Source organism: Campylobacter sp. BCW_6464 (genome assembly GCF_001762775.1).
GTDB classification, from domain to species: domain Bacteria; phylum Campylobacterota; class Campylobacteria; order Campylobacterales; family Campylobacteraceae; genus Campylobacter_D; species Campylobacter_D jejuni.
Map to the genome: position 1 here is coordinate 1 of NZ_MJXM01000009.1, position 2,931 is coordinate 2,931.

Genomic DNA, 2,931 nt, shown 5'->3' on the forward strand with positions numbered 1-2,931 from the left:
TTTGCACTCTCACTAGCAAAGTCTACATCTCTGATTTGAGATTCTGCTGATTTAACATTTACTTGAGTTACAGTGATGTTATTTATAGTAACTTGAAGTTGATTTTGCACTGAACCAATATCAGCTCTGATTTGATCAAGATTTGTTATAGCAGTTTCTGCTATATCCATCACAGCCATAGCGCCTTTAAGTGTAGTTACACCTGCTGTTTCATCTTTTACGCCAAGAGTATTTCCAACTGAAGTTTTCATTGTTGCAAACTGAGATAATCCACTTTGACTAGAAAAACCTGATCCAGCTGAAATATTATAAACTGCGGACATTTGAGAAATTGCTGATACAACAACTACATTAGCAAAACCTGTGGAATAATTTTTACCACTACCTACAGAAAAACCAGAACCAGATGAAAATCCACTTCCTTCACTACTCATATAAGAACTAACCGAAGAATATTTACCGCCTAAAATATTACCTTTATCAACTGAGTTAAATCCCATGGCATCGGCAACATTAGCATCAATTTGACCTTTTGATTCTCTTAGAGAAACAGAAGCTTGCGAAATGAAACTATTTGCACCAAATCCAGTAGCAGTTAATCCTGTTCCGCTGATTAAAATATCTTTACCATCATTTTTTACTAAAGATAAGCGACCGTAATTTTCTTTCATATTTGGATTGATAAAAGCACCTCTGCCTATATCACCTTCAATTTTAATCCCTCTACCTTCTCTTGAAGTGAGCAAAAGTTTACCATTTTCATCTATAGAAGCTTCTACTCCTGTAGTATCTTTTACAGAGTTGATTGCAGAAACTAAAGCACCATTGCTATCACCATCTTTATATTCTATCTTACCAATTTTTACCCCGTTGATAGTAAAATCATCTGAAGTAGTACCTTCTCTAACTGCACCCATACCTCTAGTCTCTACTGTGAAAGTAGCCCTAACACCTGTTTTATCGGCATTTTTATTGATCTCATCAGCTAAAGCCCCAAGTCCTGTTCCAACTGAAGTTGAAATCACAACTTTTTGAAATTTAAAATCATCTATACCGTTATAGTTTTTCAAAGTAAATTGCACTTCACCACTTTCAGAAATCCTTCCTCCAGTTTCAAAGCGTGTTAAACCAATTTTAGAAGATTGGGTTGGGCCTATAGTAGCTTTGATAGTTTGATTTGAACTTGCACCGATTTGAAATTCTTGATTGATGAAATTACCACTTAAAAGTTGTTTACCATTAAATGAAGTAGTATTTGCGATATTATCAAGTTCTTCCATCAAACGGTTAATATCTGCTTGAAGCATGGTTCTTGTTTTTAAGCTTTGTCCATCTTGAGCCGCTTGAGTTGCCTTAGTCTTGATTGTATCTAAGATCTTAAGTTGCTCATCCATAGCTTTATCTGCAGTTTGTAAAATACCTATGGCATCATTACCATTGTTTATGGCTTGACCTAAAGTGGCTGCTTGTGAACGCAAAGAATCTGCTATCGCCATCCCTGAAGCATCATCTGCAGCCGAGTTGATTCTAAGGCCTGAACTAAGTCTTGCAAGTGATTGATCTAATGCTTTGCTGTTTAAATCAGAGTTTGCTTTTGCATTTAATGCTGCAACGTTTGTGTTAATACGAAATCCCATTTTAAATCCTTTTAAAAAATTCAAGCTCATCCATGAACTTGTTAAATGCTATATCGTGTAATCAAAAAAATATTTTATACCTTGGTGTCAAAATTTTATACTTTTAGCAAAGATTCATATTTTTGCTCTAGTTTTTCTATAAAATAAAGCAACCATTCATAATAAGCTTTGATATAAACACTGATAAAACTAGCTTTATCTTGAATATGAAGCCTAAGCACATCAGCGATAAATTTTCCACGATAAGCAAAGGCTCCTCTTAAAACTTCATCCTGTATAAACTCATCTTCATCTAAAGAGTGATTGAAATTTTCTATATTTTGATAAACTTTTTCTAAAAATTCCAAAGGTAAAATAAAATCTTTACTGAGTATATTTTCTAAAATTTGTTTTAAAATTAAAGCATCATTTAAAAATCTTTTAGCATTATCTTGATCTTTTTGTATTTTTTCTTTGAATTTAACTAGGAGTTTATCACTTCTATTTTTAGTTAAACTTTTTGGAAGTTCAAATTTAGGTTTTTCTTTTGTAAGGAGTTTTTCACAACATTCTTTAAAGGAAAGTTCTTCAGTAAAATTAATCCTTGCTCCACCTTCAGTAGCATTGTAAAATTTAGCTTCTTTACTGTTACAAGCAAAAAGATATTCAAGTTTTATGCGATAATCATTCCAAGCAATATGAGTTAAAACTTCACCTTTACCTGCATAGGCTGGGACTTTAAGTTTGTCTATATTTTCTTCGCCGCTAAATTTCTCCCCAAAATCAAAACCTTTTGAATGTGAATTTCCTTCTTCATCAAAGGCCAAATCTTGCCCTATCATAATAATATTTTTAAATCCTAAAGCCAAAGCTAAGGTATAAGAAAAATGACTTACATGAGTACCTGTATCAATATAACCAAAGTCATTAAGATTGAAGCGTTGATAAAGAGCTTTATTTCTTAAAATAATCATACAATTTTCAGCCTTTAAACTACGCGCGACATTAGGATGTGTAGCACACTCAAGAGCGATAATACTTTGTTTTAAATTTTCTTTATTTTGAAAAAATTTCATTGCTAGATCAGTAAAATCTAAATTAGTAACATAATCAGGCACTATGCCTTCTTTTTCAAGCATACTTAAAGCCCCATCAGCACAAAAAATCACTGCTTTATCTTGATAAGCTTTAAGTAAAGGAAGTTGTTTAGCTAAACTAGGTCCTGCAGAAACTACTATAGCATTTTCGAATTTGTTTTTTCTTTCACTTAAGATTCTTTGAAAAGGAATGCTTTCAAGCATAGAAGGGATGTTTT

General features: G+C 32.6%; 2 protein-coding genes. Both read right to left on the reverse strand.

Translation table 11 applies throughout. From position 1 onward, the window contains the following. Positions 1-1,637: flagellin A (locus tag AJ885_RS00125; protein WP_070280501.1), on the reverse strand; the 1,637-nt coding region annotated here is incomplete at its 3' end. 95 nt (positions 1,638-1,732) lie between these two features. After that, the coding region (locus tag AJ885_RS00130; RefSeq protein WP_070280503.1) for a motility associated factor glycosyltransferase family protein at positions 1,733-2,931 on the reverse strand (1,199 nt) is incomplete at its 5' end.